Annotated in this window: 19 protein-coding genes and 7 tRNA genes; 19 read left to right on the top strand and 7 right to left on the bottom strand. The window is 64.8% G+C overall.

Annotation, left to right across the window (positions count from 1 at the left end):
- Nucleotides 1-214 precede the first annotated feature (214 nt).
- Nucleotides 215-883 carry a GntR family transcriptional regulator gene (locus ACX17K_RS19525; protein ID WP_493776069.1) on the top strand — a complete coding sequence of 223 codons (669 nt, stop codon included), beginning with the start codon at nucleotides 215-217 and terminating at the stop codon, nucleotides 881-883.
- A 62-nt stretch (nucleotides 884-945) separates the two neighbouring features.
- Here ACX17K_RS19525 and ACX17K_RS19520 read toward each other — a convergent pair whose 3' ends face one another.
- On the bottom strand, nucleotides 946-1,437 hold the full coding sequence (locus ACX17K_RS19520; RefSeq protein ID WP_493776068.1) for a dihydrofolate reductase: 492 nt from the start codon (nucleotides 1,435-1,437) through the stop codon (nucleotides 946-948).
- Entirely contained in the window at nucleotides 1,434-2,228 is a 795-nt protein-coding gene (locus ACX17K_RS19515) for a thymidylate synthase (RefSeq protein ID WP_493776067.1), read from the bottom strand. The genes ACX17K_RS19520 and ACX17K_RS19515 overlap by 4 nt, the downstream gene beginning before the upstream one ends.
- 139 nt (nucleotides 2,229-2,367) lie before the next feature.
- Here ACX17K_RS19515 and flhB point away from each other — a divergent pair, with 139 nt between their 5' ends.
- Genes flhB through ACX17K_RS19485 form a run of 6 tightly spaced genes read left to right on the top strand, consistent with a single transcriptional unit; the run spans nucleotide 2,368 to nucleotide 9,508 of the window.
- Nucleotides 2,368-3,534 (top strand): flagellar biosynthesis protein FlhB, encoded by a 1,167-nt coding sequence (flhB, locus tag ACX17K_RS19510; RefSeq protein WP_493776066.1) that lies wholly within the window; start codon nucleotides 2,368-2,370, stop codon nucleotides 3,532-3,534.
- A gap of 6 nt (nucleotides 3,535-3,540) precedes the next feature.
- Nucleotides 3,541-5,625 (top strand): flagellar biosynthesis protein FlhA, encoded by a 2,085-nt coding sequence (gene flhA, locus ACX17K_RS19505; protein WP_493776065.1) that lies wholly within the window; start codon nucleotides 3,541-3,543, stop codon nucleotides 5,623-5,625.
- A 13-nt stretch (nucleotides 5,626-5,638) separates the two neighbouring features.
- A complete protein-coding gene (flhF, locus tag ACX17K_RS19500; protein ID WP_493776064.1) occupies nucleotides 5,639-7,090 on the top strand; it encodes a flagellar biosynthesis GTPase FlhF in 1,452 nt (483 codons plus the stop codon).
- Complete coding sequence (locus ACX17K_RS19495) at nucleotides 7,081-7,965, top strand: MinD/ParA family ATP-binding protein (RefSeq protein WP_493776063.1); 885 nt, start codon at nucleotides 7,081-7,083, stop codon at nucleotides 7,963-7,965. Before flhF ends, ACX17K_RS19495 begins: the two co-directional genes overlap by 10 nt.
- Nucleotides 7,962-8,708: an RNA polymerase sigma factor FliA gene (locus ACX17K_RS19490; protein ID WP_231153086.1), complete on the top strand. Its 747-nt coding sequence runs from the start codon at nucleotides 7,962-7,964 to the stop codon at nucleotides 8,706-8,708. The genes ACX17K_RS19495 and ACX17K_RS19490 overlap by 4 nt, the downstream gene beginning before the upstream one ends.
- A 50-nt stretch (nucleotides 8,709-8,758) precedes the next feature.
- The gene (locus tag ACX17K_RS19485; protein ID WP_493776062.1) at nucleotides 8,759-9,508 is read left to right on the top strand and encodes a flagellar motor protein; all 750 of its coding nucleotides are present in this window, start codon (nucleotides 8,759-8,761) and stop codon (nucleotides 9,506-9,508) included.
- A 52-nt stretch (nucleotides 9,509-9,560) separates the two neighbouring features.
- Here ACX17K_RS19485 and ACX17K_RS19480 read toward each other — a convergent pair whose 3' ends face one another.
- A complete protein-coding gene (locus ACX17K_RS19480) occupies nucleotides 9,561-10,967 on the bottom strand; it encodes an exonuclease domain-containing protein (protein ID WP_493776061.1) in 1,407 nt (468 codons plus the stop codon).
- A gap of 190 nt (nucleotides 10,968-11,157) precedes the next feature.
- On the opposite strand from ACX17K_RS19480, the gene ACX17K_RS19475 reads away from it, so the two are divergent.
- The 5 genes from ACX17K_RS19475 to ACX17K_RS19455 all read left to right on the top strand — a co-directional run bounded on the left by ACX17K_RS19475 (nucleotide 11,158) and on the right by ACX17K_RS19455 (nucleotide 14,344).
- Nucleotides 11,158-11,234 (top strand) — tRNA-Arg (locus tag ACX17K_RS19475).
- Nucleotides 11,235-11,243: 9 nt separating this feature from the next.
- Nucleotides 11,244-11,318 (top strand) — tRNA-Glu (locus ACX17K_RS19470).
- A 5-nt stretch (nucleotides 11,319-11,323) separates the two neighbouring features.
- A tRNA-Arg gene (locus ACX17K_RS19465) sits at nucleotides 11,324-11,400 on the top strand.
- Between the two features lie 4 nt (nucleotides 11,401-11,404).
- A tRNA-Glu gene (locus ACX17K_RS19460) sits at nucleotides 11,405-11,479 on the top strand.
- A gap of 180 nt (nucleotides 11,480-11,659) precedes the next feature.
- Entirely contained in the window at nucleotides 11,660-14,344 is a 2,685-nt protein-coding gene (locus tag ACX17K_RS19455) for a TonB-dependent receptor plug domain-containing protein (protein ID WP_493776060.1), read from the top strand.
- A gap of 116 nt (nucleotides 14,345-14,460) precedes the next feature.
- Here ACX17K_RS19455 and ACX17K_RS19450 read toward each other — a convergent pair.
- The 4 genes from ACX17K_RS19450 to ACX17K_RS19435 form a co-directional block, all read right to left on the bottom strand.
- Nucleotides 14,461-14,535 (bottom strand) — tRNA-Glu (locus ACX17K_RS19450).
- Between the two features lie 4 nt (nucleotides 14,536-14,539).
- Nucleotides 14,540-14,616: transfer RNA gene (locus ACX17K_RS19445), tRNA-Arg, on the bottom strand.
- A 6-nt stretch (nucleotides 14,617-14,622) separates the two neighbouring features.
- Nucleotides 14,623-14,716 (bottom strand) — tRNA-Ser (locus tag ACX17K_RS19440).
- Nucleotides 14,717-14,778: 62 nt separating this feature from the next.
- Nucleotides 14,779-16,005 carry an aspartate kinase gene (locus ACX17K_RS19435; RefSeq protein WP_021475890.1) on the bottom strand — a complete coding sequence of 409 codons (1,227 nt, stop codon included), beginning with the start codon at nucleotides 16,003-16,005 and terminating at the stop codon, nucleotides 14,779-14,781.
- A 195-nt stretch (nucleotides 16,006-16,200) separates the two neighbouring features.
- Between ACX17K_RS19435 and ACX17K_RS19430 the strand changes: the two genes are divergently transcribed.
- Genes ACX17K_RS19430 through ACX17K_RS19400 form a run of 7 tightly spaced genes read left to right on the top strand, consistent with a single transcriptional unit; the run spans nucleotide 16,201 to nucleotide 23,808 of the window.
- The gene (locus tag ACX17K_RS19430) at nucleotides 16,201-17,088 is read left to right on the top strand and encodes a hypothetical protein (protein ID WP_493776059.1); all 888 of its coding nucleotides are present in this window, start codon (nucleotides 16,201-16,203) and stop codon (nucleotides 17,086-17,088) included.
- Nucleotides 17,089-17,106: 18 nt separating this feature from the next.
- Nucleotides 17,107-17,475 (top strand): response regulator, encoded by a 369-nt coding sequence (locus ACX17K_RS19425; protein ID WP_021475892.1) that lies wholly within the window; start codon nucleotides 17,107-17,109, stop codon nucleotides 17,473-17,475.
- 26 nt (nucleotides 17,476-17,501) lie between these two features.
- Complete coding sequence (locus tag ACX17K_RS19420) at nucleotides 17,502-17,798, top strand: STAS domain-containing protein (protein ID WP_493776058.1); 297 nt, start codon at nucleotides 17,502-17,504, stop codon at nucleotides 17,796-17,798.
- Entirely contained in the window at nucleotides 17,788-20,004 is a 2,217-nt protein-coding gene (locus tag ACX17K_RS19415; protein ID WP_493776057.1) for a chemotaxis protein CheA, read from the top strand. The genes ACX17K_RS19420 and ACX17K_RS19415 overlap by 11 nt, the downstream gene beginning before the upstream one ends.
- Nucleotides 20,001-21,596, top strand: a complete 1,596-nt coding sequence (locus tag ACX17K_RS19410; RefSeq protein ID WP_493776056.1) for a methyl-accepting chemotaxis protein — start codon at nucleotides 20,001-20,003, stop codon at nucleotides 21,594-21,596. Before ACX17K_RS19415 ends, ACX17K_RS19410 begins: the two co-directional genes overlap by 4 nt.
- 21 nt (nucleotides 21,597-21,617) lie before the next feature.
- A complete protein-coding gene (locus ACX17K_RS19405; protein ID WP_493776055.1) occupies nucleotides 21,618-22,163 on the top strand; it encodes a chemotaxis protein CheW in 546 nt (181 codons plus the stop codon).
- Between the two features lie 25 nt (nucleotides 22,164-22,188).
- Nucleotides 22,189-23,808 carry a methyl-accepting chemotaxis protein gene (locus tag ACX17K_RS19400; RefSeq protein ID WP_493776054.1) on the top strand — a complete coding sequence of 540 codons (1,620 nt, stop codon included), beginning with the start codon at nucleotides 22,189-22,191 and terminating at the stop codon, nucleotides 23,806-23,808.
- Nucleotides 23,809-23,818 lie beyond the last annotated feature (10 nt).

Below are 23,818 nucleotides of genomic sequence, written 5' to 3'. Positions count from 1 at the left end.
AGAAAACATGCGTTTTAATCCTCTGGTTGATATCATAGCCGCCCTCAACGCCAACGCGCACAAGGCGCGCAAGCGAGGCGGCATGGCAGTGCCGCGCCACGCGCGCCCGGGCTGGATACAAACAGGCAGACAGACAGGATACTGCCGGACAATCCGGCAGAATGCCGTACAATATCAAGAGAACGAGAAAATCAATTTCCGGAGATGATGATTCATGACATTCAAGGCCAATGACCTCTTGACCGAGCAAATCGCCCAATACCTAGGCAGGCAGATAATCCAGGGCGAGATGAAGCCGGGCGAGCGGATCCAGGAGCTGCGCATCGCTTCCGAGCTGGAAGTGAGCCGCGGCTCGGTGCGCGAGGCCTTGCTGATTTTGCAGCGCCGCCACTTGGTGGACATCTTCCCGCGCCGCGGCGCGATGGTGTCCAGCATCAGCGCGCGCGACGTGCGCGATTTCTTCGACCTCTGGTTCCTGCTGCTGGACCGCGTGGTGCAGAACCTGGCCGCCGGCTGGCAGAACGACGACCTGGCGCGCTTCATCGAGCTGATGGCGTTGCTGGAGGAAGACAACCGCCGCGACGACCTGCAGGCCTTCTACGAGCACGGCATCGAATTCCTGTCGGCGCTGTACCGCCACGCCGACAACCGCTACCTGACCGACACGCTGATCGACATGCTGCCGCTGACCCAACGCTGCCTGTACGCCATCCTGCGCGCCGGCAAGAGCCAGATGGACAGCACCCACCAATTCCTGGAAAGCCTGCTGAAGACGCTGATCGCGCGCGACACCAGCCGCCTGAAGCAGATGATCATCGAATTCGGCCGCGACTACAGCCAACTCGCGCAAAGCGCGGCGGAGGCGCTGGAAGGCGGCGCCTGACATCCGCCCGATCGAATGAAAAAAGGCTGCCGACGGCAGCCTTTGCTTTGCGCGCCCCAGCGTCAGCGGCGGAGGTATTCTACAAAGGCGTAAGGCAGCCCGTCGGCGCTGACCGCGCGCTCGCGCGACATCTCGCGCCAGTCTTCCGGGTCGAAAACCGGAAAGTGGGCGTCGCCGTCGTAGTCGCGGGCGATCTCGGTCAGGCACAGCCGGTCGGCCAGGGCCAGAGCCTGGCGGTACAAGTCCGCGCCGCCGATCAGGCAAGCCTCTTCCACCGCGCCGGCCAGCGCCAGCGCCTCCTCCAGCGAGTGGGCGGCTTCCGCGCCATCCGCCCGCCAATCCGCCTGGCGGGTCACCACGATATTGCGGCGGCCCGGCAGCGGCCGGCCGATCGAATCCCAGGTCTTGCGGCCCATGATCACCGGTTTGCCCAGCGTGGTCGCCTTGAAATGCTTCAGATCCTCCGGCAGGCGCCAGGGCAGCTGATTGTCCACGCCTATGGTGCGGTTGGCGGCCATCGCCGCCACCAGCGTCAGCGTCGGTTTCCGCTTCATACCGCCACCTGCGCCTTGATGTGCGGGTGCGGGTCGTAGCCTTCCAGCTCGAAGTCTTCGAATTTGAACGCGAACAGGTCTTTCACCTCCGGATTCAGCTTCATCGTCGGCAGCGGACGCGGTTCGCGCGTTAATTGCAGCTGAGCCTGCTCCAGATGGTTGCTGTACAAGTGGGCGTCGCCCAGCGTGTGGACGAAGTCGCCCGGCTGCAGGCCGCATACCTGGGCCACCATCATCGTCAGCAGCGCGTAGCTGGCGATGTTGAACGGCACGCCGAGGAAGATGTCGGCCGAGCGCTGGTACAGCTGGCAGGACAGCTTGCCGTCGGCGACATAGAACTGGAACAGGCTGTGGCACGGCGGCAACGCCATCTGGTCCACCAGCGCCGGGTTCCACGCCGACACGATCAGCCGGCGCGAATCGGGGTTCTTTTTGATCATGTCCAGCAATTGGCTGATCTGGTCGATGTGGCGGCCGTCCGGCGCCGGCCAGCTGCGCCACTGGTAGCCGTAGACCGGGCCGAGGTCGCCGTTTTCGTCGGCCCACTCGTCCCAGATCGACACGCCGTTTTCCTTCAGATAGCGGATATTGGTATCGCCGGTCAGGAACCACAGCAGTTCATGGATGATGGAGCGCAGATGGCATTTTTTAGTGGTGATCAGCGGAAAACCTTCCGCCAGATCGAAGCGCATCTGGTAGCCAAACACCGAGCGGGTGCCGGTTCCGGTGCGGTCTGCCTTGTCGTGTCCATGTTCCAGCACATGGCGCATCAGGTCGAGGTACTGTTGCATGTGGGCGATTCCGTCAATAATCAGATTATTGTACCGCTAGCGGCGCTGCCGCGCGAGGCGCGGGGCTGGCCGAGACCGGCCGGCATACGCTACCATTCAGTTTAAAATCAAGACAAAAGCATTTATCTAAAGCGAGCCCATGGCAGAAGACTCAGACCTCGAACGCACTGAACCCGCGTCAGCCAAACGGCTGTCGATGGCGCGTGAAGACGGCAACATCCCCCGATCGCGGGAGTTGTCGACCTTCGCCGTCACCATGACCGGGGTCGCGCTGCTGATGGCGATGGGCGGCCAGCTCGGCCATGCGCTCGGCGAAATCATGCGCCACCTGCTCACCTTCGACCAGGCATCGGTGCAGAACACCGAGCCCGCGCTGATACGGTTCAAGGAAAGCCTGTTCCAGGCGCTGACCGCGCTGGCCCCGTTCTTCCTCGGGCTGGCGCTGGCGGCGCTGTGCGCGCCGCTGCTGGTCGGCGGCTGGAACATGAGCTTCAAGGCGCTGGAGCCCAACTTCGGCAAGCTGAACCCGCTGCCGGGCATCAAGCGCATCTTCTCGCTGAACGCGGTCACCGAGGGCGTGAAGGCGATACTGAAAAGCCTGCTGATCGGCGGCATCGCCACCTGGTACATCTGGAAGGAGCGCGGCGAGATCATCGGCCTGCTGTCAATGCCGCTGGAAGCCGGCATCCTGAAGATGACCGACCTGATGATCCGCACCTTCTTCATCGTCACCGCCGCGCTGATCCTGCTGGTGGCGCTGGACGTGCCCTACCAGCTGTGGAGCTACTACAAGAAGCTCAGGATGACCAAGGAAGAGGTCAAGCAGGAATACAAGGAAGCGGAAGGCTCCCCCGAGGTCAAGGGCCGCATCCGCCAGATGCAGCGCGAAGCCGCGCGCAAGCGGATGATGCAGGAAGTGCCCAAGGCCAACGTGATCGTCACCAACCCGACCCACTTCGCGGTGGCGCTGAAATACGACGACACCATGCGCGCGCCGCAGGTGGTGGCCAAAGGCTCGCTGAAACTGGCTGAAAAGATCATCGACACCGGCAAGGACAGCCGCGTGCCCATCATGCGCTCGCCCCCCTTCGCCCGGGCGCTGTATTTCCACGGCGAACTGGGCCAGGACATCCCGGCCCAGCTGTACGCGGCGGCAGCCCAGGTGCTGGCTTATGTGTTCCAGCTGCAGCAGTACCAGTCGGTCGGCGGCGTGGCTCCGACCTTCCCCGACCAGCTGGAGGTGCCCGACGAGCTTGACCCGTACAACAAACGTCCGCAAGATTCGGCGCCAGAAGAAAGCCGATAAGCCAGCATGGATTCCATTCTCCAGATATTGCGCAAACTGAAGATCACCCAGCTCGCGGGGCCGCTGCTCATCATCCTGATCCTGACGATGATGATCCTGCCGCTGCCGCCGGTGCTGCTGGACATCTTTTTCACCTTCAACATCGCGGTGTCGGTGATCGTGCTGCTGGTCGGCATCAATGTGCGCAAGCCGCTGGACTTCTCGTCCTTCCCCTCGGTGCTGCTGATCACCACCATGCTGCGGCTGTCGCTGAACGTCGCCTCCAGCCGGGTGGTGCTGCTGGAAGGCCATACCGGTCCGGACGCCGCCGGCAAGGTGATCGAATCGTTCTCCCACTTTCTGGTGGGCGGCAACGTCGCCATCGGCATCGTGGTGTTCATCATCATCACCATCATCAACTTCGTGGTGATCACCAAGGGCGCCGGCCGGATCGCCGAAGTATCGGCCCGCTTCACCCTGGACGCGATGCCGGGCAAACAGATGGCGATCGACGCCGACCTCAACGCCGGTCTGATCGGCGAGGACGATGCCCGCAAGCGCCGCTCCACCATCGCCGAGGAAGCCAACTTCTTCGGCGCGATGGACGGCGCGTCCAAATACGTGCGCGGCGACGCGATGGCCGGCATCATGATCATCCTGATCAACGTGATCGGCGGCCTGATCGTCGGCGTGGTCCAGCACGACCTGCCGGTGGGCCAGGCGGCGGAAACCTACACCCTGCTGAGCATTGGCGACGGCCTGGTCGCGCAGATTCCGGCGCTGATCATCTCCACCGCGGCCGGTATCGTAGTGACGCGCGTCGGCACCGACCAGGACATGTCGGAGCAGTTCCTCGGCCAGCTGTTCACCAAGCCTCAGGTGCTGTACATCACCGCGGCGGTGATCGGCATGATAGGCCTGATCCCCAACATGCCCCATTTCTCCTTCCTGCTGATCGCCGGCGGCCTGCTGGCGCTGGCCAGGGCGATGGAGCAGCGCGGCAAACAGAAGCTGGCCCGGGAACTGCAGGCCGCCGCGCAGCCGACGGCGGCGCCGGAGCAGCAAGCGGCCGAAGTGGGCTGGCACGACGTCCAGCACGTCGACCAGCTGGGCATGGAGGTCGGCTACCGGCTGATCCCGCTGGTGGACCGCACCCAGGACGGCGAGCTGCTGCGCCGCATCCGCGGCATCCGCAAGAAGATCGCCCAGGACCTGGGCTTTCTGGTGCCGCCGGTGCACATCCGCGACAATCTGGAAATCAAGCCCAATGCCTACCGCATTCTGCTCAAGGGCGTGGAGCTGGGCAAGGGCGAGGCCTTCATCGGCCAGTTCCTGGCCATCAATCCGGGCATGGTCAGCAAGGAGATCGCCGGCACCGCCACCACCGACCCCGCCTTCGGCCTGCCGGCGGTGTGGATCGACGCCGGCAAGCGCGAGGAAGCGCAGAGCCTGGGCTATACCGTGGTGGACGCCAGCACCGTGGTGGCCACCCACATCTCCAACCTGCTGCAGACCCACTCCGCCGAGCTGCTGGGCCGCGAAGAAGTCCAGGCGCTGATCGACCATCAGGCCAAGGAGTCGCCGAAACTGATCGAAGACCTGGTGCCCAAGGTGGTGCCGGTGGGCATCTTGCAGAAGGTGCTGCAGCAGCTGCTGTCGGAAGGCATACACATCCGCGATTTCCGCACCATCGTCGAAACTCTGGCCGACCACGTGCCTCAAAACCAGGACATCGACGAGCTGACCAGCGCGGTGCGCACCGCGCTGTCGCGGGTGATCGTCCAGCAACTGTTCCCGGGCGAGGCCGAACTGCCGCTGATGACGCTGGAGCCGCAGCTGGAAAACGTGCTGATGCAGGCGGTTCAATCGAAAGCCGGCGGCGGACTGGAGCCGGGTTTGGCGGAGAATCTGCTGTCAAGCGCGGCTCAGCAGACCGAGCAGGTGGAGATTCAGGGATACAATCCGGTGCTGCTGACGGCGCCGGGTCTGCGGCCGCTGCTCGCGCGTTTCCTGCGCCGGGCATTGCCGCAATTGCGTGTGATTTCGCATAATGAGATTCCGGACAATAAATCCATTCGTATAATTGCGGTAATCGGCGGCAGCAAGGGCTAAGGGCTAATCAATAATGGTGGTGAAAAAGTTCTTCGGGAAAACCACTCGAGACGCACTCAGGCAAGTTCGCGAAGAACTGGGGGCGGACGCCCTGATTTTGTCCAATCGCCCGACGATGGGCGGCGGTGTGGAAATCATGGCGGTGGCCGACGCGGACGTCGCCAACCTGGCCAGCACGCTGTCCACGTCCAGCAGCAAGCATCCGCCGCGCAACGCCCCGCCCGCGGTCAACCGGACGCAGCAACCCGCGCCGATTCCCCAAGCCAACGGCAGCGCGATGAACCGCGCCATCGCCCGCACCTACGCGATGCCGGTGGAGCCGCTGGAAAGCCCCGCCCCGCCCCGGCTGGAAACCGCGCCGCCGCGCGTGGAACCCACCTACGCGCCGCCGCAGCCCGTGGCCCAGCCGGCGATGCAAGCGGCCGTGCAGCCGGTACAGCAGGCGCCTGCCCGCGCCGCCCCGAGGCCGTCCGCGCCGGAACCCGCCGCGCCGCCGGCCAATGGCGAGGAGCAGGAACAGATGGCCCAGGAACTCAGACAGATCGGCGACGAGATCAAGCTGCTCAGAAGCCTGCTGCAAAGCCAGCTGGCCAGCTTCGCCTGGTCGGACATGGAGGGCAAGGCGCCCAACCGGCTGGAGCTGTTCAAGCACCTGCTGGCCATGGGCTTCTCCGCCCAGCTGATCCGCCAGCTGATCGAGAAGATGCCGGCGCAGTACCAGGCCGAGGTCGCGGTGAAATGGGCGCGCTCGGCGCTGGCCCACAATCTGAAATGCGCGGACGCCGACCGCGAGGTGATGGACCGCGGCGGCATCTTCGCGCTGGTCGGCCCCACCGGCGTCGGCAAGACCACCACCGTGGCCAAGCTGGCCGCCCGCGCGACGATGCGCTTCGGCGCGCAACACGTGGCGCTGATCACCACCGACAGCTACCGGATCGGCGCGCAAGACCAGCTGCGCATCTACGGCAAGATTCTGGGCGTGCCGGTGTTCTCGATCCAGAACGAGGGCGACCTGCAGCTGACGCTGGCCGACCTGTCCAACCGCCACATCGTGTTCATCGACACCGTGGGCATGGGCCAGCGCGACGCGCGCGTGCTGGCGCAGATCGACATGCTGCGCACCGCCGGCCGGCCGATCGAGCGGCTGCTGCTGCTGGCCGCCAACACCGACGGCCACACGCTGGAAGACGTGGTGAAGCGCTACCGCGGCGACGGCCTGTCCGGGTGCATCCTGTCCAAGATAGACGAGGCGGTGGCCCAGGGCCCCAGCCTGGACGTGATCATCCGCAACCGGCTCAAGCTCTACTACGTCACCAACGGCCAGCGCGTGCCGGAAGACCTGCACTCGGCCAACGCCGCCTTTCTGGTCGACCGCGCGATGCGCGCGCAGCAGATCGCCTCCCCGTTCGCGCTGCAGGCCGATGAAATGTCCATCATGCAGGCGGCGCAGGCCGGATGGCTATGAACGCCATGCAGGACCAGGCCGCCAGCCTCCGCCTGCTCGCCGCCCAGCGGCAGCGCGCGCCCAGCTTCGCCTTCATCGGCTCCGAACACTCCGGCACCAGCACGGTGGTGACCGAGCTCGCGCTGGGCCTCGCCTACGCCGGCCTGCGCCCCATCATGGTGGATTGCTGCCTGGGCCAGGTGCAGACCCGCCGCCTGGGCGTGCCCACCACCGCCACGCTGGAAAGCCAGGTGGTCAGCGTGGGCGGTCTGGACGAAATGATGGTGGTGTCGCGGCAAGGCGTTCAGTTGATCAATCTCTATGCGCAGCCCGAGCAACGCGCGCTATTCTCCACCCAGCTGTGGCTGCGGCTGGGCAGCGAATTCGGCGCGCAGGAGCGCGACGCGTCTGCGCTGCTGATCGACGCGCCCGACCCGGTGCGCGACCCGATACCGGCCAGCGTCGCCGATAATCTGGTTTTGGTGTTAACGCCGGCAGCCGATTCGCTGACTGCCGCCTACGCTAATATCAAGCGCCTGGCCAGCCGCTACGGCCGCCAGCGCTTCAACGTGCTGGTCAATCGCGCGCGGCATCTGGAAGAAGCGCACGAGCTGTTCACCCGGCTGTCGGCGGTCACCAGCGAATTTCTGACCGTCTCGCTGCGCTGGGTAGGCTTCGTGCCGCAGGACAACGCGGTGCGCCGCAGCCAGACGCTGCACCGGCCGCTGATGGAGGCCTTCCCGGACAGCGAGGCGGCGATAGCCTTCTCGCAGCTGTCGGCGGTGTTGCCGCAGTGGGACGCGCCGGAAACCAGCCGCGACAGTACCGGATACATGGACTTGCTGATTGCCGCCTCGCGCGATTGGGCCGAGGCAGATGGAGCCAAACCCTTATGACCTTTCCGTCCTTCCGCCGATCGGGCTATGCCGCAGCAGCCCCCAGCGTCGAGATCGACGTGGAGGCCTATACCCCGCTGGTGCGCAAGCTGGCCAGCATCATGATCGCCCGTCTGCCGGCGTCGGTGGAGCTCGGCGACCTGGTCCAGGTCGGCATGATCGGCCTGATCGAAGCCGCCCGCCAGTTCGATCCCGCCCAGGGCGTGCAATTCGAGACTTTCGCCAGCCAGCGCATCCGCGGCTCGATGCTGGACGAGCTCAGACGCGAGGACTGGCTGCCGCGCCAGGCGCGCCGCAACTCCCGCCAGATAGAGGAAGCGATCTCCAAGCTGGAGCAGCGGCTGGGCCACTCGCCGCTGGAGTCGGAAATCGCCGCAGAAATGGGCATTGAGCTGGAGCAGTACCAGGAGATGCTCGGCGACTGCAAGGGCACCACGCTGCTGCATTTCGAGGATTTCAACGGCGGCGACGACGAAAGCAGCCACAATCCGGTGACCAATGTCGCCGACGAGGATTCGCCCGACCCGCTGGCCACCTTCTCCGACGACAGCTTCCGCCAGCAACTGATCAGCGCGATCAAGTTCCTGCCGGAACGCGACCAGTTGGTGATGGCGCTGTACTACGAACAAGAACTGAACCTGAAGGAAATCGGCGCGGTGCTCGGCGTTACCGAATCCCGCGTCTGCCAACTGCACAGCCAGGCCATCGCCCGTCTGCGCGCAAAATTGAAAGACTGGCTGTAAGGGAAGACCTCGCGCCGGGTCTCAGACCAGATCGATAACGGAACCTTTTTGTGGACAAGATCAGTCTTATCGCCATTGTAATGGGCCTGACCGCCATCATCGCCGGCCAGGCCATCGAAGGGGGCAGCATCGGCTCGCTGATGCAGCTGACCGCCTTCATGATCGTCATCGGCGGCACCACCAGCGCGGTGATGCTGCAAAGCACGCCCAAACAGTTCATGGCCGGCCTGCGCATGCTGCGCTGGATATTCCGCCCGCCCAACTTCGACCACGAGAAAATGATCCGCGAGGTCATCAATTGGAGCCAGACCTCGCGCAAGGGCGGCCTGTTGGCGCTGGAGGGCCTGATCGCCACCCAGCGCGATCCCTTCACCAAGAAGGCGATGCAGATGCTGGTGGACGGCACCGAGCCGGACACGCTGCGCGCAGTGATGGAAGTGGAAATCAGCATGTTCGAGCACGCCCGCAAGCAGGCGGCCCGCATCTGGGAGTCAGCCGGCGGCTACGCGCCGACCATGGGCATCCTGGGCGCGGTGCTGGGCCTGATCCACGTGATGGAAAACCTGTCCGACCCGGCCAAGCTGGGCGGCGGCATTGCGGTGGCCTTCGTCGCCACCGTGTATGGCGTCGGCTCGGCCAACCTGTTTTTCCTGCCCATGGGCAACAAGCTCAAACACCTGGTGGCGTCCGAAGTGGCAATGAAGGAGCTGGTGGTCGAAGGCGTGGTGGCGATCGCCAACGGCGAGAACCCCCGCATCATCGAAAGCCGGCTGCGCGGCTATCTGGCGATGCACGAGTAATCCCCCTTGATTTAAAAAAAGGAGCAGGCGCCACCGCCCGCTCCTTTCTCATCTACAACGTCACCAGCTCCCTATCCGGCTTGCGCAGCTCGCTCTCCAGCAGCTTGTAGTAATCGAGATCGAAAGCCGGCTCGCCCTCCAGCGCGCCGCCATTGCGGCGGCTGCCCAGATAGCACCAACGGTCGAACAGGTGCTCCACCACATCGCCGCACACCTCGTCGCGCTCCGCCACCGCCACCGCGCCCTCGAACGGCCAGGGTTTGACCTTGAGCCGCTGCAGCGCCGCCAGCAATCTGGCGTTGTGGCTGTCGGCGCCCTCGTCGCCGACGCAGGCTCCGCGGCAACGGCGAATCCGGTAGGCGGCGCAGGGCGCGCCCTTGCGGCTGGTCACCTGCTCCACGCCCAACACCGACTGGCACAGCCCCTGGGCCAGCGCGATCTGCGCCAGCGCCTTGCGCGCCTCGCGCGCGTGGCGGAACAAGCCGTAAAGATCGGCGGTGCGGGTGAAGTCGATGTCGCGGGCGGATACCGGGACCGGGCGAGCGAAAGCGTCGTCGCCGGCTTGCAGCTGCAGCGTGCACACCTCGCCCATCATCCTGGCCCGCGGATTATGGACCGGCTGCAAGCGGCCAAGCCACTGCAACTCCAGCAAACGGGCGCCGAACTCGCTCAAGCTCTCGCGCCACTCCACCCTCGCCACCGGCTCGTCTATCCGCACCTCGTGGCTCTTGTGCCCAGGCTTGCGTTCGGCGAAGTGGCCCAGCGCCTTGCGGTACAAATTGGTCGCTCGGCCGATGTACAACGCGCGCCCGTCCTCGCCGAACATCGCATAGACCCCGGCCGAATCCGGCATGTCCTCCACCTGCTGCTGCAGCTCCGCCGGCAAGCTGGACAGCTCGGCCGGCTGCGACAGCAGCTGAGCGGCCTCATGCTCCACCTTGTCCCGGCCAAGCTCCGCGATGGCGATCTGGAGGAAGCGATGGACCGCCTCGGCGTCGGCCAGCGCGCGGTGGCGCTCCGGCATTTCTATGCCATGGCGGGCGATCAGGCTGTCCAGACTGTGCTTGAAATGCTGCGGATACAACCGGCGCGACAGCTTGACCGTGCACAGCGCGCGCGCCTGGAAGCGCAAGCCATGGCGGCGGAATTCGTTCCTGAGGAAGCCATAGTCGAAGCGGGCGTTGTGCGCCAGCAGCAGGCGGCCTCGCAGCGTGGCCAGCAGCTCGTCGGCCAGTTCGGCGAACGGCGGCGCGCCGGCCACCATCTCGTTGCTGATGCCCGTCATGTTTTCAATGAAGGGCGGGATGGGCTGGCCGGGATTGACCAGCCAGGACAGGCGCTCGACGCGCTCGCCGTCTATCAGCACCACGCCGACTTCGGTGATGCGGTCGCGCGCGATGTTGCCGCCGGTGGTTTCCAGGTCGATGATGGCGCAAGGCTGCGCAAACAGGGTATTCAATCTCGCTTCGCTTTCGTGTCTTGCGGCCACGCCGCCAACATGTCAAATGGTTGAAAATGTTGGCCCGCCGCGACAGGGACAGCTGCCGAGTTTACCGGCTTTGCAAAAAAAATCCTACGAGGTGTTGACAGAGAAAACCCCTCTCTGTAATATCCGGTCTCTCGCAAGACACAACGTCTCGCGAGACAGTGCACCCGTAGCTCAGTTGGATAGAGTATCTGGCTACGAACCAGAGGGTCGGGCGTTCGAATCGCTCCGGGTGCACCACAAATCAGCGTCCCTATAGTTTAGCGGTTAGAACACCGCCCTTTCACGGCGGTAGCCGGGGTTCGATTCCCCGTGGGGACGCCAAATCTGCACCCGTAGCTCAGTTGGATAGAGTATCTGGCTACGAACCAGAGGGTCGGGCGTTCGAATCGCTCCGGGTGCACCAAGACGTCCCTATAGTTTAGCGGTTAGAACACCGCCCTTTCACGGCGGTAGCCGGGGTTCGATTCCCCGTGGGGACGCCAAGATTCAGAAAGAAGCCTCGCATGCGAATGCGGGGCTTTTTTCATTCACCGCCCAGCCAAGCCCTCCACCCCTCCCGCAATATCCCGCTGCGTCATTTGCATTGCCATTTTTCTTCGCACATTGAAAATGACAAAAAGATATTCTGTTCTTTCCGACATCCACACAAGAACAGGCTCTCCGTGCATTCCGCGCCAACCCCTCTCCGGCTGAAACTGCTGCCCACCCTGCTGCTGCTCGCCTCAACGACCGCGCTGGCCGACGCCCAACCCGCCGACTCGCTGGAGCGCGTGACCGTCACCGGCTCACGCATCGCCCGCTCCGCCAAGGAAGGCCCGACCAGCGTCACCGTCATCAGCGGCGACGACATCGAGAAACAGGGCTACACCAATGTCTACGACGCCCTGAACAACCTGACACAGAATACCGGCTTCACCCAAGGCGCCGATTTCGGCAACACTTTCACGCCGGCCGCCAACGCCATCAGTCTGCGCGGCCTGGGCCCCAATCACACGCTGACGCTGATCAACGGCCGCCGCATGGCCGACTACCCGATCGCCTACGAGGGCGAAGTCAACTTCGTCAACCTGGCCAACATCCCCGCCGCGCTGATAGACCGCATCGAAATCCTGAACGGCGGCGCCTCCGCCATCTACGGCTCCGACGCCATCGCCGGCGTGGTCAACATCATCCTGAAGAAGAAAACCGACGGCGCCGCCGTCAACGTCAAGATCGGCTCCACCGAGCATCACGGCGGCGAAAACGCCAGGCTGCAGCTGACCGGCGGCAAAAGCTGGGATCAGCTCAGCGTGGTCTACGGCCTGGAATTGAGCAAGCGCAATCCGATCTGGTCGCGCCAGCGCGGCTTCATGTCCGACTCCACCGCCCTTGGAGAAACCCCCTCCGCCATCCTGTCGCGGCGCATCGCCGGCGGCGCTTATCTCGATTCCGGCAGCGCCTGCGGCAATTTCGCCGGCATGTTCGCCAACAGCGTCACCACTGTGGGCAACAGCCAAAAAGGCTATTGCGCCAGCGGCCTGCTGAAACCGTCGTACTGGACGATACAGACGGCCACCCAAAGCCAGAGCGGCTTCCTCAGCCTCAATTACCAGATCAATTCGCATGCCGAGCTGTTCAGCGACGCCATGCTGGGCGTCACGCACACCGAAAACAACACCCGCGGCCCCAACTGGACCGCGGCCGCCGGCCAGGGAGGCTACTTCCTGAACCAGAACAGCGGCAATTACGAAATCTGGAACAAACGCTTCGCTCCCGAGGAACTGGGCGGCGCCAGCAACTACAACCGCAAGTGGGACGACCTGGCGGCCAACCTGACGCTGGGCGTGCGTGGCGACCTGACCGGCAGCTGGAACTACGAGGCGGCGTACAACGCCTCGGTCTACACCAGCCGCACCACCACTCCGATGCTGCTCTCCGGCGTCAACAACTACTTCCTCGGCCCGCAGCTCGGAACCGATGGCAGCGGCGTTCCGATCTACGCCCCCAGCACCAGCCGCTTCTACCAGCCGCTGACGCCGGCGCAAGCCTCCAGCCTGATCGGCGACAGCACCGGCAACAACAAATCCTGGCTGCAGGTGCTCAGCCTGAGCGCCAGCGGCGAGGCCTTCCAATTGCCGGCCGGCCCCGCCAAGCTGGCGGGCCTGCTGGAATGGGGCAGCCAAGGATTCAGCAACGATCCCGACCAGCGGCTGAACCAAGGCGTGTTTTACAACGCCAGCCCGGCCGTCGGCGCCAGCGGCTCCCGCTCGCGCGAGGCGGCCGGCGCCGAACTGCTGCTGCCCCTGGCCAAACCAGTCAACCTGACCCTGTCCGGCCGTTATGACCGCTACCAGACCTCCGCCAACAGCGAAGGCAAGTTCACCTACGGCGCCGGCCTGGAATACCGCCCCACCAGCAGCCTGCTGCTGCGCAGCAATTACGCCACCAGCTTCCGCGCGCCGGACATGAGCTACCTGTTCCAAACCCAAACCCGAGGCTACTACTCGTCCACCACCGACTACTGGCGCTGCGCGCAAGCCGGCCAGCCGCTGGCCAACTGCCAATACGCCGGCGTCTCACCCGGCTCCAACTACATCAGCAACGGCAACTCCAGCCTGAAGCCGGAAAGCGGGAAATCGTACGGACTGGGCTTCGTCTGGTCTCCCAGCCGCGACGCCGACATCTCGCTGGACTATTGGAACATCACCATCGACGATCTGGTCACCACCCTCAGCGCCGATAAGCTGCTGCGCGACGAGGCGCTGTGCCGCGGCGGCCAGCTGAACGCCAGCTCCGCCCAGTGCCAGGACGCGCTCCGCCGCGTGATACGCAATCCGAGCAACGCAGTGGTGGACCCCGGCGCGATCAACACCATCGTCGTCAATCCGATCAACGCCGCCAGCGAGCGCACCAGCGGCATCGACCTCAGCGGCAAGTACCGCCTGCGCACCGCCAAACTGGGCGACTTCCTGTTCAAAGCCACCTACACCAAGGTGCTGACCCACACCTACCAGCAATTCGCCGGCGATCCGGCCCAGAACGAGCTCACCGACATGAGCAATACCGACTGGCCGGACAAGCTGGACTTCACCACCACCTGGAACATCGGCGACTGGTCGTCCACGCTGCTTCTGACCCGCTACGGCAAGATCCCCAACGGCGCCGGCAGCGGTTATCTGACGCCGACCGTGCTCGCCAACCTGAGCGTCACCCGCCAGCTGAACAAGCAGACATCGATCGGACTGATCGTCAACAACGTCCAGGATTTCCTCAAGAAGGACTACACCGGCGGCTGGCCCTACTACCCGGTGGGCAGCTACGCGCCATACGGCCGCCAGGCCTGGCTGGAGCTTAACCACAAGTTCTAAGGCGCAAACGGGAAAGGGATGCCGCAAGGCATCCCTTTGTTACGCGATCCGGCACGAAAATGAATAAAGCAATGAAAAAAGCCCCGCATTTTCATGCGAGGCTTTTTTCTGAATCCTGGCGTCCCCACGGGGAATCGAACCCCGGCTACCGCCGTGAAAGGGCGGTGTTCTAACCGCTAAACTATAGGGACGTCTTGGTGCACCCGGAGCGATTCGAACGCCCGACCCTCTGGTTCGTAGCCAGATACTCTATCCAACTGAGCTACGGGTGCAGTTTCTGGCGGAGAAAGAGGGATTCGAACCCTCGATACAGGTTTAAGCCCGTATGCTTCCTTAGCAGGGAAGTGCCTTCGACCACTCGGCCATTTCTCCGTTCAGAGAGCGCCATATTAAATATCGGCGCCCCCCCTGTCAAGCAACCTGCGCAAAAATATTTACGCCGCCTGATCCAGGCCGAAAACTTTATGCAAAACGCGAACCGCCAGTTCCAGGTACTTCTCGTCCACCAGCACCGACACCTTGATTTCCGAGGTGGAAATCATCTGGATATTGATGCCCTCTTCCGCCAGCGTGCGGAACATGGTGGAGGCGATGCCGCAGTGCGAACGCATGCCCACGCCCACGATGGAGATCTTGGCCACCTTGTCGTCGGCGTCGATCTTGGCGGCGCCGATGTGGGTCTGCACTTCGCGCAGGATGGCCAGCGCGCGGTTGAATTCGCCGCGCGGCACGGTGAACGAGAAATCGGTGGTGCCGTTCTCGCCGACATTCTGGATGATCATGTCCACTTCGATGTTGGCATCCGCGATCGGGCCCAGGATCTGGTAGGCGATGCCCGGCTTGTCCGGCACGCCCTTCACATTGATGCGGGCTTCGTTGCGATCGAACGCGATGCCTGCCACTACCGCCTTTTCCATGCTCTCATCTTCCTCAAACGTAATCAGGGTGCCCTCGCCTTCGTCCTCGAAGCTGGAGAGCACGCGCAAGCGCACCTTGTACTTGCCGGCGAATTCCACCGAGCGTATCTGCAATACCTTGGAGCCCAGCGACGCCATCTCGATCATTTCTTCGAAAGTGACCGTTTTCAGGCGGCGCGCCTCCGGCACCACGCGCGGATCGGTGGTGTAAACGCCGTCGACGTCGGTGTAGATCTGGCACTCGTCGGCCTTCAGCGCGGCGGCCAGCGCCACCGCAGAGGTATCCGAGCCGCCTCGGCCCAGCGTGGTGATGTTGCCTTCCTCGTCCACGCCCTGGAAGCCGGCGACGATGACCACGCGGCCTTCCTTCAGGTCGGCGCGCATCACGCCCTCGTCTATCGACTGGATGCGGGCCTTGGTGTGGGCCTGGTCGGTCACCACCTTCACCTGCCAGCCGCAATAGCTCTTGGCCGGCACGCCGATTTCCTTCAGCGCCATCGCCAGCAGGCCGATGGTGACCTGCTCGCCGGTGGAGACGATCACGTCCAGCTCGCGCGGGTCCGGATAGTCCTGAATGTCCTTGGCCAGGGCGATCAGGCGATTGGTTTCGCCGCTCATCGCGGAAACCACCACCACCACATCATGCCCCTGGGCCTTCCACTTGGCGACGCGACGGGCCACATTCTTGATGCGCTCGGTTGTCCCGACCGAGGTGCCGCCGTACTTCTGTACGATGAGTGCCATACGTGCTTCTTGTTTCAAAATGGTTGAAATGTCGAACTTCGATTCTGACCACAGAATGTCGATAAATGCAAGGCGGAATTAGGCGTCTGCGCCCGGCTCTGGCGGTTTACGACAATTGACTGCCTGTTTGCATCCCCACAGCTCAGCGGCTACAAACAGTAGGAAGAATACGCATCCGACCGACGGGACCCTTGCATGATCGCCCCTGTTCAACCCTGGCGCTGGATCCGGCTGCAAATCGGCCTGGCCGTCAACGGGGGAATCCAGTATACGCTGCTGATCAATCATCCCTTGTTCTGGCCCGCGCTGGGCCTGACTTCGTTGCTGATCGCGCTTTTGCTGCTGTGGCCGGTCCCGATCGCCTCCTCTCCCCGCCAGCCGGTTTCCGGCGGCGGCGAAAGCTACTGGCGCGACTACGCCAGCCACGTCTATGCTCTGCTGCCGCTATGGGCCGGACACATCGCGCTCAGCCGCGAGCAGATAGACGAGGCAGCCGGCCATTTGACCCATCGTTTCGACAGCATGCTGCGCCTGCTCGGCCATCAGCCGGCAGAACATGACGGCCTGGATGCGATCGACGCGGCCGAACGCCCTGCCGCCGACGCGCCTCAGCCGCCCGCCGAGCTGCAGCGCCGGCTCTCGGCCGAGCTGCAGCAGCTGCGCCAGTCCAGCTTGAAGCTGGACGAGCTGGCCCAGTCCGGCGGCGACGCCGCCCACGCGACGGCAATCGCCGGAGAAGCCCGCACGCTGGCGCAACGGCTGCACGCGCTGGACCAGCAGATCGCCGCCGGCTTCCAGGCCGACGGCTTCGACCTGCCCGCCACCGTGGAAGACGTTCTGACCCACCTTCAATTCCAGGACCGGGTCAGCCAGATCCTGTCCCACGTGCAAAACGACATCTGGCAACTGGAGGCCTCGCTGCACGAAGCCTTGAATTGCGAAGGCGAATTGCCGCCTCCGCCGGACACCGAAGCCTGGCTGTCCGCGCTGAAGAACAGTTACACCACCCACGAGCAACGCGCGCTTCACAGCCGGGAAGGCAATGACAAGGCGCCGGGGCCCAGCGATATCACTTTTTTCTGAATGACGGGGTAGTCGCAGATGGGCAAAACCATATTGATCGTCGACGACTCCACCACCTTGCGGCAGGTGGTGCGCATGACGCTGGCCGGCGCTGGCTATGAAGTGCTGGAAGCGGGCAACGGCAAGGAGGCGCTGGACATTCTGGACGGCCGCAAGATCCATCTGATCATCTCGGACGTCAACATGCCGCAGATGGACGGCATCAGCCTGCTGAAGAACATCAAGCAGCTGCCCCATTACAAATTCACGCCGGTGATCATGCTAACGACGGAATCGGCGGAAGAGAAGAAGCGCGAGGGCAAGGAGGCCGGCGCCAAGGCCTGGGTGGTGAAGCCGTTCCAGCCGCCGGTGCTGCTGACCGCGGTATCCAAGCTGATCCTGCCCTGAACCGGCCAACGAATCCTGGAGCGGACATGGCGCTTTCGATCGTCGCCGGACACGAACAGACCATCTACCAGGCCGCGCAATGGCGGGCGGAGCTGGACGCCGCCCTGCAAAGCGGCGAGGACATCCTGCTCGACCTGTCCTCGATCGAGGAGATCGACTGCGCCGGCCTCCAGGTGCTGCTGTGGCTGCAGCGCGAGGCCGCCAGGCAGGACAGGCGGATAGGCTTGCTGGAGCCCAGCCGTCCGCTGGGCGAATTCCTCCGCCTGATGGGCATGGAGGGCGAACTGGCGTTCAAGCGCAGCGGAGCCGGCGATGGATCTTGAACAGGCGATGCAGACTTTCCTGGAAGAGTCCCGCGAGCTGCTGGACGAGATGGAAAGCATCCTGCTCGACGTCGAGGCCGAGCAAACCAGCTCGGAGCAGTTGAGCGCGCTGTTCCGCGCCATGCACACCATCAAGGGCTCGGCGGGGCTGTTCGGCCTGGATCCCATCGTGCGCTTCAGCCACCAGGCCGAGAATCTGCTCGACCAGCTGCGCGACGGCAAGCTGAAGCTGGACGACGAGCTGGTCGGCCTGCTGCTGCGCTGCCACGACCATGTGAAGCTATTGATCCAGGCGCTGGCCGCCGGCGACGCGCTGGAGCCGCTGGGCGACGAGGCGCTGGAGGCCGCGCTGCTCGGCTACCTGGCCGTGCCGCAGGCGATGCAGCCTCCCGCTCGGGAGGAGCCGCCTCCCCCCGCATCCCAATCGGCGCACTGGCTGCTGTCGCTGCGCTTTGGACCGGATGTGCTGCGCAACGGCCTCGACCCCTCCTCCTTCATCCGCTACTTGGCGACGCTGGGCGCCGTGGAGGGGATACGCGCGATCGCCTGCCGGCTGCCCGCCGGCGCCGATTTCGACGCCGAAAGCAACTATCTGCGCTTCGAGCTGCTGTATCGCTCCGACATCGACGAAAAATCGCTGCACGAAGTCTTCGAATTCGTCCGCGAAGACAGCGAGCTATTCATCTGGCCGCTGAAGATCGCCGCCGCCCATTTACACGAGGCCTGCGCCAGCGCTACGCCGGACGAGGCGCGGGAAGTGGAAAACGCCTGGCGGCAGTTCGGCGCGCTGGGCCAGCCGCAGCCGTTTGAGGAAGGCGCCGCCGACGTCGACCCCTTGCTGGAGCATCCGCTGGCGGCGGCCGGGCCAGATCCCGCTCCCGCCGAGCCCGCGCCTCCCCCCGCCCAGGCCGCCCCGCATGCGCCGCCCCATCCGGAAGCCGCGCCCGCCCATGGCGAAACCCGCGCCGGACGCGCCGGCGAGAGCCGCTTCATCAAGGTGGAGGCCGGCAAGCTGGACAGCCTGATCAACCTGATAGGCGAGCTGGTGATCGCCGGCGCCGCGGCGAACCTGATCGCGCGCCGCTCGCAGCAGACGCAGTTGGTGGAAGCGACGCTGGGCATCGCCAATCTGATCGAGCAGATCCGCACCGGCACCCTGTCGATGCGCATGGTGCAGATAGGGGAAATTTTCCACCGCTTCCCCCGCGTGGTCCGCGACGTCTCGCGCGAACTGGGCAAGGACATCCAGCTGCGCATCGTCGGCGCCGAAACCGAGCTGGACAAGTCGATGGTGGAAAAACTGGGCGACCCGCTGCTGCACATCGTGCGCAACGCCATCGACCACGGCATCGAGTCCACCGAAGTCCGCCAGGCCCATGGCAAGCCCTCTCAGGGCAATCTCTGGCTCAACGCCTACCACGAATCCGGCAGCGTGGTGATCGAAGTGGCGGACGACGGCGGCGGCCTCAACCGCGGACGCATCCTGGCCAAGGCGCGCGAGCGCGGCCTGCTCGGCCTGGACGATGAGCCGCCGGACAGCGTGGTGTTCCAGCAGATATTCGAGGCCGGCTTCTCCACCGCCGACCAAGTGACCAACCTGTCCGGGCGAGGCGTCGGCATGGACGTGGTCCGGCGCGGCATCGAGCAGTTGCACGGCAATATCGAAATCGACAGCGAAGCCGGCCAAGGCACCACCTTCCGCATCCGGCTGCCGCTGACGCTGGCCATCATCGACGGTTTTCTGGTGGAGGTGGCCGCCTCCACCTTCGTGCTGCCGCTGGAGGCCGTGATCGAGTGCATAGAACTGCCGGCCGGCCTGCCTGAAAACGGCGTGCACGACTGCATCAATCTGCGCGGCGAGCTGCTGCCGCTGCTGCACCTCGACAGCTTCTTCGAACTGCCGCCCGCCGCGGCCCTCCGCCGCAACGTGGTGGTGGTGCAGTACGGCGAGCGCAAGGCCGGCCTGGTGGTGGACGCGCTGCAGGGCGAATTCCAGACCGTGATCAAGCCGCTGGGCGCGCTGTTCAACACCCTTAAGGCGATCAGCGGCTCCACCATACTCGGCACCGGCGAAGTCGCGCTGATTCTCGACGTTCCCTCGCTGATACAGCGCGCCTGCCGCCAGGAGTCCGAGCGCTTCGCGCTGCCGCCGCGCGCCGACGCCGCCTCCCGCCCCGGCACACCCTTGCAAGGAAACACCCCATGACCGCCCTCTCCGGCTTGCGCATCCAAACCAAACAGGCGCTGGGCTACGGGGCCATCATCGCCCTGCTGCTGCTGTGCGTGGCGGCCGCCCTCCATGGCTTCTCCAGCACCAGCGGCATCATCCACGACATCACCCAGGTCAACAATGTCGAGGGGCGGCTGGCCCACCAGTTGCTGGAACAGAACCAGCAGATCCGCATCGACATCCGCAACGGCCTGCTGGCCGCCAGCCCCGAAGAGGCGACGCGGACTGCCCAGGCCCTGCAGGACTCGCTGCGCCGCTACCAGGACACCGAGCAGCAACTGGCGCAGATGTTCCAGCGCGAGCCCAGCACCCAGCCACGCGAGAGGGAGTTGATAAACGCGATCCAGAACGGCAGCCGCGTCGTCCATCAAGACTACCTTCAGGCGCTGGCGCTGATGGCCAGGCAGCAAAGCAAGGAGGCGGCGGCAATGCTGACCGGAAAGGGCGGACAGCTGAACGAAGTCATCACTGCGCTCGCCGCCTATGAAGACAAGCTGAACGACGACCTGACCCGTCAAGGGGAAGAAACCTACTCCGACAGCCGCAACCGCCTGCTGCTGCTGGCGGGAATCGCGCTGCTCTCCAGCCTGGCGATCAGCCTGCTGATCCGCCGCGACCTGCTGCGCACGCTGGGAGGCGAGCCGCGGCAGGTGGCCGAGCTGATGCGCCAGGTCGCCGGCGGCAACCTGAACGGCCAGATTCCTCTGCGCGCCGGAGACCAGGACAGCCTGGCCGCCTCGATCATGCAGACCATACAAACGCTGGGCGCCATTCTGGGCGAGGTGAGAAACGGTTCGGAAAGCCTTTCCGTCGCCGCGCAGCACATCCACTCCACCTCGCAGATGATCGCGCAGTCCGCCAGCCAGCAAGCGTCCGGACTGGAGGAGACGTCGGCCTCGGTGCAGCAGATGTCCAATTCGATCAACCAGACCAACGACAACGCGCGCCTGACCGAGAGCATGGCCGAGAAGGCGTCCGGCGAAGCCGCCGAGGGAGGCCAGGCGGTGCAGCAGACGATACGGGCGATGCGCGAGATCGCCGACAAGATCAGCATCATCGACGACATCGCCTACCAGACCAACTTGCTGGCGCTGAACGCCGCGATCGAGGCCGCCCGCGCCGGCGAGCACGGCAAGGGCTTCGCCGTGGTGGCCGCCGAGGTGCGCAAGCTGGCCGAACGCAGCCAGGTGGCCGCGCAGGAAATCAGCGGCCTCGCCCGCAGCAGCGTCGACCTGGTGGACGGCGCCGGCAGCCTGCTGGAGGAAATCGTCCGCTCCAGCCGCCGCACCTCGGACCTGGTGCAGGAGATCGCCGCCGCCTCCAAGGAACAGTCGGGCGGCGTAGGCCAGATCAGCCTGGCGGTGCAGCAACTGAACCAGACCACCCAGCAGAACGCCAGCGCCAGCGAAGAACTGGCCGCCACCGCGGAGGAAATGAACCGCCAGGCGGAGAACCTGCACGATCTGATAGGCTTTTTCCACCTGGGATCGCTGCACGCCGCGCCCCAGCCCGGCGCCTCCAGCAAGCCGCCGCCGGCGCCGGACCTTCACGGCTTCATGCAGTTCTGAACCGGCAGGAGAGACACAGACATGGCCTCACTCAATATTCTCCGCCGCAGCGAAGCCGCCCCGGAGCCGGGCGCTCAGGGCGAGGTGCGGCAGTTCCTGACCTTTCAGCTCGCCGGCGAAACCTTCGCCATCGGCATCCTGCGGATACGGGAAATCCTGGAATACATCAAGCCGACGTCGGTGCCGCTGATGCCGCCCTTCATCCGCGGCGTGATGAATCTGCGCGGCGCGGTGGTGCCGGTGATCGACCTGTCGCTGCGCTTCGGCCGCGACGAAACCGCGATCAACCGCCGCACCTGCATCGTCATCATCGAAGTGGAACACGACGAGCAGTGGCAGCTGATCGGCGTGCTGGTGGACACCGTGCACGAAGTGCTGGCCATTCCCGACAGCGAGATCGAGCCACCGCCGCAGTTCGGCAGCAAGATACGCGTCGACTTCATCTCCGGCATGGCCAGGATAGACAACCGCTTCGTGGTGATGCTGGACGTGGACAAGGTGCTGTCGGTGGGCGAGATGTCGCTGCTGTCCGAACTGAGCCGGCAGGAAGAGGCCCAGGAAGAATGACTCCACAACTCCGCCTGGAACCAAGATGAAAACATTCACCGTCCGCCGGCAATTCATCCTGCTGGCCGCCTGCGTGCTGCTGGGACTGGGAGGGCTGACCCTCACCGCCTGGCAAGGCCTGCGCACCGTGATGATCAACGGCGCCATGTACCACCAGGTGGTGATAGGCAAGGATTTCATCAACGATCTGGATCCCCCCACCCAGCAGCTGATCTCCAGCTTCCTGCTGGCCAACCAGCTGCGCAACACCAACGATCCGTCGATACGCCAGCAGTTGACCAGCCAGTTGCAGAAGCAGCGCGCCATCTTCTACGACGGCCAGAAGAAATGGGGCAACAGCGAACTGCCGCCAGAACTGCGCGACCTGCTGACGCAGCAGGTGCGGCAATCGGCCGACGCCTTCTTCCAGGAGATCGACACCCGCTACCTGCCGGCACTGGAAGCCCATGACCAGCTGGCGATCAACCAGTCGTTCGACCGCCTGTCGGCGCAATACGACCGCAACGACCAGGCGATGCAGCCGCTGATCGCCAAGACCATGGACCGGCAGACGCGGATGGAGAGCGAGGCGCAGCGGATCACCGCGCAAACCTTCTCCGCCGTGGCGGCGGTCAGCGCGCTGGTGCTGGTGCTGCTGGTCGGATCGCTGATCATGATCTACCGTCAGTTGATCCGCGGCCTGGGCGGCGAGCCGCACGAGGTGGCGCGGATCGCCGGCGAGGTGGCGACCGGCCGGCTGGACATCGAGATGCCGCCCGCGCCGGCGGGCAGCCTGTCCGACTCCGTGCAGCAGATGTGCCGGCAGCTGCTCGCCATCATCGCCGAAGTGAAGAACAGCTCGGACGGCATCGCCTGCGCCGCGCAGCAAGTCAGCTCGACCGCGATGGCGCTGTCGCAAGGCGCCAGCACCTCGGCCGCCGGCCTGCAGCAGAGCTCGGCCTCGATCGAACAGGTGTCGGCGTCGATCAATCAGACCAGCGACAACTCCCGCACCACCGAAGCCATCGCGGAAAAAGCCTCCGCCGAGGCCACCGAGGGCGGCGAGGCGGTGCTGCAGACGGTGGCGGCGATGCGGCAGATCGCCGAAAAGATAAGCATCATCGACGACATCGCCTACCAGACCAATCTCTTGGCGCTGAACGCCGCCATCGAGGCCGCGCGCGCGGGCAAGCACGGCGCGGGCTTCGCCGTGGTGGCCGCCGAGGTGCGCAAGCTGGCCGAACGCAGCCAGGTGGCCGCCCAGGAAATCGGCGACCTGGCCGAGCGCAGCGTCACCGTTTCCGAACAAGCCGGCAAGTTGCTGAAGGAGATCGTGCGCTCCAGCGGCCGCACCGCCGATCTGGTGCAGGAAATCGCCGCGGCCACCCGGGAACAGGCGGGCGGCATCGGCCAGATCAGCCACGCGGTCCAGCATCTGAACCACGCGACCCAGCAAAACGCCGCCGCCAGCGAGCAACTGGCCTCCACCGCGGAGGAAATGAGCCACCAGGCCGAGCGGCTGCAGCAGGCGATGGCCTTCTTCAAGCTGGGCCCCGCGGCGGCGCGAGACCTGCCGCGCCGCGCGCTCCCGGCCGCGGCGCCGATGACGGGCGCGCCGCCGCCCTCCGCCGAAACCAATGAACTGGAAGACATGTTCCGCTTCTGACAACGCGCTG

The organism is Chromobacterium sp. INPA-IVC, from assembly GCF_059047085.1.
Note: the sequence above shows the minus strand (reverse complement) of the source record. Positions and strands in the feature narration are given on the sequence as shown.

Bases quoted from the DNA above. Each gene is read 5' to 3' on its own strand.
- flhB (WP_493776066.1), top strand. From the start codon at position 2,368: ATGGCAGAAGACTCAGACCTCGAACGCACTGAACCCGCGTCAGCCAAA.
- ACX17K_RS19520 (WP_493776068.1), bottom strand. From the start codon at position 1,437: ATGAAGCGGAAACCGACGCTGACGCTGGTGGCGGCGATGGCCGCCAAC.
- ACX17K_RS19415 (WP_493776057.1), top strand. From the start codon at position 17,788: ATGGATCTTGAACAGGCGATGCAGACTTTCCTGGAAGAGTCCCGCGAG.
- ACX17K_RS19425 (WP_021475892.1), top strand. From the start codon at position 17,107: ATGGGCAAAACCATATTGATCGTCGACGACTCCACCACCTTGCGGCAG.
- ACX17K_RS19525 (WP_493776069.1), top strand. From the start codon at position 215: ATGACATTCAAGGCCAATGACCTCTTGACCGAGCAAATCGCCCAATAC.
- ACX17K_RS19495 (WP_493776063.1), top strand. From the start codon at position 7,081: ATGGCTATGAACGCCATGCAGGACCAGGCCGCCAGCCTCCGCCTGCTC.
- flhA (WP_493776065.1), top strand. From the start codon at position 3,541: ATGGATTCCATTCTCCAGATATTGCGCAAACTGAAGATCACCCAGCTC.
- ACX17K_RS19435 (WP_021475890.1), bottom strand. From the start codon at position 16,005: ATGGCACTCATCGTACAGAAGTACGGCGGCACCTCGGTCGGGACAACC.
- ACX17K_RS19420 (WP_493776058.1), top strand. From the start codon at position 17,502: ATGGCGCTTTCGATCGTCGCCGGACACGAACAGACCATCTACCAGGCC.
- ACX17K_RS19405 (WP_493776055.1), top strand. From the start codon at position 21,618: ATGGCCTCACTCAATATTCTCCGCCGCAGCGAAGCCGCCCCGGAGCCG.
- ACX17K_RS19515 (WP_493776067.1), bottom strand. From the start codon at position 2,228: ATGCAACAGTACCTCGACCTGATGCGCCATGTGCTGGAACATGGACAC.
- ACX17K_RS19410 (WP_493776056.1), top strand. From the start codon at position 20,001: ATGACCGCCCTCTCCGGCTTGCGCATCCAAACCAAACAGGCGCTGGGC.
- ACX17K_RS19430 (WP_493776059.1), top strand. From the start codon at position 16,201: ATGATCGCCCCTGTTCAACCCTGGCGCTGGATCCGGCTGCAAATCGGC.
- ACX17K_RS19490 (WP_231153086.1), top strand. From the start codon at position 7,962: ATGACCTTTCCGTCCTTCCGCCGATCGGGCTATGCCGCAGCAGCCCCC.
- ACX17K_RS19400 (WP_493776054.1), top strand. From the start codon at position 22,189: ATGAAAACATTCACCGTCCGCCGGCAATTCATCCTGCTGGCCGCCTGC.
- flhF (WP_493776064.1), top strand. From the start codon at position 5,639: ATGGTGGTGAAAAAGTTCTTCGGGAAAACCACTCGAGACGCACTCAGG.